At 59.6% G+C, this 6,612-nt stretch carries 7 protein-coding genes; 5 read left to right on the top strand and 2 right to left on the bottom strand.

Annotated elements, in window-relative coordinates:
* Positions 1–554, bottom strand: a 554-nt coding sequence (locus FVE89_RS13600) for a GLUG motif-containing protein (protein ID WP_281408971.1), incomplete at its 3' end; no start/stop codon positions are given.
* 348 nt (positions 555–902) lie between these two features.
* Here FVE89_RS13600 and phnC point away from each other — a divergent pair.
* Genes phnC through FVE89_RS13575 form a run of 5 tightly spaced genes read left to right on the top strand, consistent with a single transcriptional unit; the run spans position 903 to position 5,346 of the window.
* Positions 903–1,754, top strand: a complete 852-nt coding sequence (gene phnC, locus FVE89_RS13595; protein ID WP_006023687.1) for a phosphonate ABC transporter ATP-binding protein — start codon at positions 903–905, stop codon at positions 1,752–1,754.
* A 38-nt stretch (positions 1,755–1,792) separates the two neighbouring features.
* Complete coding sequence (gene phnD / locus FVE89_RS13590; protein WP_244434415.1) at positions 1,793–2,611, top strand: phosphate/phosphite/phosphonate ABC transporter substrate-binding protein; 819 nt, start codon at positions 1,793–1,795, stop codon at positions 2,609–2,611.
* A gap of 7 nt (positions 2,612–2,618) precedes the next feature.
* Positions 2,619–3,437 (top strand): phosphonate ABC transporter, permease protein PhnE, encoded by an 819-nt coding sequence (gene phnE / locus FVE89_RS13585; protein WP_006023685.1) that lies wholly within the window; start codon positions 2,619–2,621, stop codon positions 3,435–3,437.
* 12 nt (positions 3,438–3,449) lie between these two features.
* Positions 3,450–4,451, top strand: a complete 1,002-nt coding sequence (locus tag FVE89_RS13580) for a phosphonate dehydrogenase (RefSeq protein ID WP_006023684.1) — start codon at positions 3,450–3,452, stop codon at positions 4,449–4,451.
* A gap of 7 nt (positions 4,452–4,458) precedes the next feature.
* The gene (locus FVE89_RS13575) at positions 4,459–5,346 is read left to right on the top strand and encodes a LysR family transcriptional regulator (protein ID WP_006023683.1); all 888 of its coding nucleotides are present in this window, start codon (positions 4,459–4,461) and stop codon (positions 5,344–5,346) included.
* A 444-nt stretch (positions 5,347–5,790) separates the two neighbouring features.
* On the opposite strand, the gene FVE89_RS13570 is transcribed toward FVE89_RS13575, so the two are convergent.
* Complete coding sequence (locus FVE89_RS13570; protein ID WP_024342673.1) at positions 5,791–6,417, bottom strand: recombinase family protein; 627 nt, start codon at positions 6,415–6,417, stop codon at positions 5,791–5,793.
* Between the last annotated feature and the right edge of the window lie 195 nt (positions 6,418–6,612).

Below are 6,612 nucleotides of genomic sequence, written 5' to 3'. Positions count from 1 at the left end.
ATCGTGCCGGTGTTGTTGTACCCGACGAGCCCGCCGACGGTGCTGGATCCCGCGACGGCGCCGGTCGCGTAGGCCTGCGTGACCGTGCCGCCGGAGCTGTACCCGACCAGGCCGCCGACGTAGTTCCGCCCCGTGACGCTGCCGCCGATCAGCCCGATGTCGCGCACCGTGCCGCCGCTGGCGAGGGTCCCGATCAGCCCGACCCTGTCGGTGCCTGAAGTCGGGTCCATCGACGCGGTGATGGTCAGGCCGGTGATGGTGTGGCCGAGCCCCTCCAGCGTGCCGGAGAAGCCCTTGGCCACCGCATCGCTGTAGGCCGTGCCCGGAGCGTTGAGGTCGCCCGCCAGCGCATAGGCTCCGGACTGGCCGTTCAGCCCCGCCACATCCGCCATCGAGCGCAGCAGCGTGTAGGCCGTGCCGTTGACCGTCAGCGCCTGGCCGGTCTGCCCGGGAGCAAAGGTCACGCTCCCGCCGGTGCCGAACGACAGAAGCGGCTGCGTCCCGCTCCCGACGCTCGTCGTGCCGGTGGTGAGCACGAGCTGGCCCCTGAACATTAAAGGGGCACAGATATACGGTAGAAAGTTCAGATCACGAACAGCGACGGGCTTCCGCGCCACAGTCGAAGGTCGTAGAAGGGTGGAACTTTGCCGTTCGTCTCGCCCATCGGAACGAGACGCCATTCACAACACAAGCACCTAGGTTTGAACGCGGAAATGAGACATTTGCGGATGTAACAACCTTGCCGCAATGCAGCATCGTCCGCCTTGCACGCGGCGAAGGGTCACTTCACTGACGGATAGAGTCACAAAACCTTCGCGACCTTGACATCGAAGTGTCATCCACGAGCCCTACTGTATTGCGAAACGCAATCTCTGCGTCATTCACATTACAGATGGTGATCCATGAAGCCCAGCGATGCCGAGACCGACCGCAAATACGTGTTGCGGCTCAGAAATGTCGGTGTGACCTATTCAGGCGGAGTGGTGGCGCTCAGATCGACCACCCTCGATTTCTTCCAGCGCGAGTTCTCCGTTTTACTCGGCCTGTCGGGTGCGGGGAAATCGACACTTTTGCGCTCCCTGAACCTCCTTGTTAAACCTACCTCCGGCGAGATTGTCTCATCGGATTTCGGTGTCCTTGGCCCGACCGGCGCACTCCGCCAGCACCGGCGCCGAACGGCACTCATTTTCCAGCACCATCAGCTGATCGAGCGACATACGGCCCTCGCCAACGTCCTCACCGGCCGACTCGGCTATCACAATACCTTGCGCAGTTTCTTCCCGCTGCCCCGCGCGGACCTGGAACTGGCTCTCCACTGCCTCGAGCGCGTCGGTCTGGCCGACAAATCCATGACGCGTGTCGATCAGCTCTCTGGCGGCCAGAAGCAGCGTGTCGGGATTGCCCGCGCGCTGGCGCAGCAGCCCAACATCATTCTGGCCGACGAGCCTGTCGCCAGCCTCGATCCCGCCACCTCGGAGAAGATCCTCGAACTGCTTCGCCAGGTGTGCAAAGAAGACGGCATCACCGCCATCGTGTCGCTGCACCAGCTGGAATACGCGCAGCGCTTTGCAGACCGGATCATTGGCCTTGCCGGTGCACATGTTGTGTTTGACGGCGCTCCTGATGAGCTCAATGACGACAATTTCGCCGCGATATACGCCGGGCACCGCCGTGAGCCAATCGCACCCAGCCGGACGAGTAACCCCGCCTACGCCCAGCCACCGTTTACGCCTGAGATGGAGATGTCCCTATGAACCGCCTGCTGAAATTTGCCATTGCTGCCGCCCTTGCCATGGGGCTGGCAGCGCCAGCCCACGCCGCCAATCCGAATCCAGAGACTTTAAAGGTCGCACTGTTACCGGATGAGAATGCGTCCGAGTTGATCAAGCGCAATCAACCGCTCAAGGACTACCTCGAGAAGGAACTGGGCAAGAAGGTCGATCTGGTTGTGACAACAGACTACTCGTCGATGATCGAGGCAATGCGTTTCGGCCGGATCGACATAGCCTATTTCGGTCCGCTCTCGTACGTGCTTGCCAAGGGCAAAGCCGATATCGAGCCGTTTGCGGCAATGGTCAGCGACGGCAAGCCGACTTACCGCTCTGTCGTCATTGCCAACGCGAATGCCAATGTGAATTCGCTCAGCGACATCAAGGGCAAGAAGGTCGCTTTCGGCGATCGCGCTTCCACCTCCAGCCATCTGATTCCGAAGACGTTGATGGCGGAAGCCGGTGTCGTGAATGATCGCGATTACCAGCAGCACTTCGTCGGCAGCCACGATGCGGTTGCGGTGAATGTCGCCAACGGCAATGCGGAAGTCGGGGGCCTTTCCGAGGTGATCTGGAAAACTCTTCTTGAGAGAAAGCTCGTCGACGCAGGCAAGGTCAAGGTCATCGCCTACAGCAAGGAATATCCCCAATACCCGTGGACGATGCGCTCCGACCTGAAGCCGGAGCTGAAGGACAAGATCCGCACCACTTTCGTGAACCTGAAGGACCCCGCAGTTCTGAAGAACTTCAAGGCGGACGGTTTCGCCCCGATCACGGACAATGATTACGACGTGATCCGCGATATGGGAAAGTTGCTTGGAATCGACTTCGGAGCGATGTGAGGACGTGATGACGACGCTCGGCGCAACCACAATCAACACAACAAACCATTATCTCGATCAGTACAGTCGGGCGTGGATCCGGCAGTCTGCCCAGGTTGCTGCGGTACTCGCTATTGTGCTGGTTGCATTCTGGTATGTTGGTCTTCTGGATTTCGGGACCCTGGCAAACGGGGTTCCGGCCATCTTAACGCTGGCCCGCGAGGCGATGCCGCCGGATTTCACCAATGCGCGCGCGTGGCTCAAGCCGCTGGTGGACACCTTGGCAATGAGTATTGCCGGAACGGCAATAGCGGTGCTTCTGTCATTTCCGCTGGCTTTTCTTGCTGCCCGGAACACGTCGCCGCACACGATCGTATTTCATGTCGCCCGTACCCTGCTAAACGCTCTTCGCTCGGTCCCGGAGCTGATTATGGGCATCATTTTCGTTGCTGCCGTAGGCTTTGGTGCTTTACCCGGCGTTCTGGCATTAGGCCTGCATTCGGTCGGTATGGTCGGCAAGTTTTTTGCGGAAGCAATTGAGCATGTCGATGAGGCCCCCATAGAGGCTGCGCGCGCCGCAGGTGCAACTCCGGTTCAAGTGTTGTTCCACGCCGTCCTGCCACAAGTGTCATCGCAGTTCGCAGACGTATCCGTCTATCGCTGGGAATATAACTTCCGCGCATCCACGATAATGGGAATGGTTGGCGCAGGCGGTATTGGGTTTGAGCTGATGGGATCGCTTCGAATCATGTTGTATCAAGAAGTCAGCGCCATTTTACTCGTCATCCTGATAATGGTGACAATCGTCGATGGCCTGAGCGGCTATTTGCGGAAGAAATTCAAGTAAGGACCGGCCATCGTGAAACCGCGCGTCGTCATCACCCACAAAGTGCATCAGGAAACCTTGGATCTCCTCTGTGACCATTGTGAAGTCACTCCCAATCAAACTATGGAAACCCTGCCCCGCGAAGAGATTCGCCGCCGTGTCGGCACGGCGGATGCAATGATGGCCTTCATGCCGGACTGGGTCGACGCCGATTTCCTGGCAGCTTGCCCGCAGATGAAGGTCATCGGCGCGGCCTTGAAGGGCTACGATAACTTCGATGTCGCGGCCTGTACGGCCCGGGGCATCTGGCTGAGCATCGTGCCTGACCTCCTGACCGTGCCGACGGCTGAGTTGGCCATCGGCCTTACCATCGGCCTCACCCGCAAGATGATCCAGGCCGATGCCAGGGTCCGCTGCGGCAAATTCGCCGGTTGGCGGCCGGAGTTTTTCGGCCTGGGCATCGCGGGGTCCGCCATTGGTATTCTCGGAATGGGGGCGATTGGGCAAGCCATCGCCGAACGGCTGAATGGCTGGGGCGCAACGCTGCTATACAACGACCGGGTGCCGATCCCAGCACCCGGCGGCGAAGCTCGACCTAGTGTTGCTCGGCGCAGCCTGGAGGAGGTATTATCCGAATCCGATATCGTCATCCTGGCCCTGGCGCTGGCCCCAGACACCATCCATCTGATCAACGACAGGACGCTCGCCCTGATGAAACCAGGCGCATACCTCGTGAATCCATGCCGCGGCTCTGTCGTGAGCGAAGCTGCTGTTCTAACTGCGCTCACCAGCGGTCAGCTCGGCGGGTATGCCGCCGACGTGTTCGAGCTGGAGGATTGGGCTCGCGAAGACAGACCGCGGGAGATCGCTCCGGGCTTGCTGGGTCACCCAAACACGATGTTCAGCCCGCATATTGGCTCTGCTGTTAAGAAAGTTCGCTTGGCAATCGAACTGCGCGCTGCAGAAAATATCCTGCAGGCCCTTTCGGGTAAGCCGCCAATGGATGCCGTCAACAATCCGAGACAAGTGGCTTAGATCGGCAATGCTGAATCTAGTATGGGTGCGGACATTTCTGGCCCTGGCGAAGCATAAGAGCTTTCAAGCGTCCGCAGAATATCTTCGGATCGCTCAGCCGACGGCCTCATCACATATCCAGAAGCTTGAGGAGCAGCTGGGTGTCCTGCTATTCCATCGCTCCCGAACGGGGTGCGAGCCGACGCGGGAAGCGATGAACTTTCTGCCTTATGCCCAGAGCATCCTTAGGGTTAACGAGCGTGCACTCGCCGCGGTCTCTGGGGAGCGCACGCGGATCGGTGCCAGTTCCAATATCGGAATCTATCTGCTGCAGCCCTATGTCCGGTCATATCTGGAAGGCCGCGATCCAGCGGCTTTTGATATGGTGATTGACCGCAATCCGTCCATCGTCGAGAAACTGGAGAATGTCGAAATAGATGTGGCCGTGTTGGAATGGTGGGACAACCGCGACGGCTGCCAAGTCGAGCGCTGGAGAAGCGAGCCCGTCGTCGTCATCGTTCCGCCCGATCATCCATTGGCGTCTCAAGACCACATTGATCCGGTTCAGTTATCCGCATTTGAGCTTCTCGGCGGCGAACCTGGCACCGGGACCGGGCGGATGCTTGCGAAATATTTCGGCGATCACGCTCAAATGCCGCGGGTTTCCCTACAGTTGGGTAGCACCGAGGCTGTCAAGCAGGCGGTAAAGGCTGGAGTTGGCATCTCTCTAGTTCTGGCGTCAGCCGTATCGGACGAGGTGCGGGCCGGAAGCCTGCGTGCCTTACCCTTCCCTGACCCGCCGCTACGAAAGGACCTGTTTGTCGCTTGGCGCACCGGCATTTCGGGCATGCCTATACCGGCCTTCGCCCAGCATCTATTGAACGCTCACTGCAATGAGACGGTATCCGCTCGCTGACGTCAGCGCCTCTCGAATCGGCTACATGCGCGTTTTGTTGGTCATGAACGCGTATTTCGCACGGTCTAAGCGGTCGCTCAACCGGTTCGATGATTGAGTGAGGAGCTTAAATGCGACGTCAAAGAGCGTGGGTACAGGCGATCTGTTTTCGCATGCGCTCTGCGGTCAGCTGAAGGCGGCCCAGCTCCATCAACCCATGTCATGGGTTCGTGTTTCTTAGTCGATCTGGCTAGCTTCTCCTGTGGCGAATGTCCGCAAAGTGGCAACCAAGCCGCCCTCGGCAACCAATCGAAAGCGCAGAATTCCACTCCACCGCGACGTTCCTGCCCTCTGCCGGAAAAGGCCGCAGTGGCTCATGGCTTGCCGTACAACTTTCTCGAACCAAGGTCCGAAAGGGGTCCGGGAGCGGCCGGAGAAGGCACGAAGCTGTCCCCCTCGCATACTTCAGGTTTCGCGCTTGCGACGACTGAGCAGCTTTTCACCATCGGCTCTCAACTCGCCTTCTGGCCCGACAAACCGGTAGAGCGTCTGCCGGGTAATTCCGAGTTCGGCACAGAGATCGCGCACCTTGGTTGCCGGTTGTCCCATGGATGCGGCGGCAAGCCGCAGCTTGGCTGGCGTCATCTTGAAGGGGCGGCCGCCGTTGCGCCCTCGGGCGCGGGCTGACGCCAGGCCTGCCTTAGTCCGTTCGACGATCAACTCACGTTCGAACTCAGCCAGCCCGGCGAAGATGGCGAATACCAGTCGGCCGTTGGTAGTGGTGGTGTCGATCGATGCGCCTTCGCCAGCCAATATCTTCAGACCAATGGCGCGTTTGGTTAGATCGCCGACCAGGTTGACCAGATGACGTAGATCACGGCCGAGCCGATCCAGTTTCCAAACCACGAGTGTGTCGCCAACACGCAGCGCCTTCAGGCATGCCTCAAGACCGGGTCGGTCGTCGCGGCGGCCCGAGGCTGCATCCTCATAGATATGGTCAGGCAGAACGCCGGCCCTGATCAGGGCGTCGCGCTGCAGGTCGTGGGCTTGACTGCCATCAGCTTTCGAGACCCGTGCGTATCCGATCAACAATGTCATTTATACGTCCGTCTGCGTGACGGAGCGGCATTGCCCGCCGATCGGTCAGCATAATGTCACACAACTCGTCTTGTAGTCTACGCTCCGTGAACAGGCCCGCATTTCTGTTTCGTGACGGATGGGAAGCGGATGCCGGCCAAGACTATCTTGTCACCGGCGCAGCGCGCCGCGATCTTCGACCCGCCTGCC

The sequence above is a fragment of the Methylobacterium sp. 2A genome (assembly GCF_009806555.1).
Lineage (GTDB): Bacteria > Pseudomonadota > Alphaproteobacteria > Rhizobiales > Beijerinckiaceae > Methylobacterium.
Note: the sequence above shows the minus strand (reverse complement) of the source record. Positions and strands in the feature narration are given on the sequence as shown.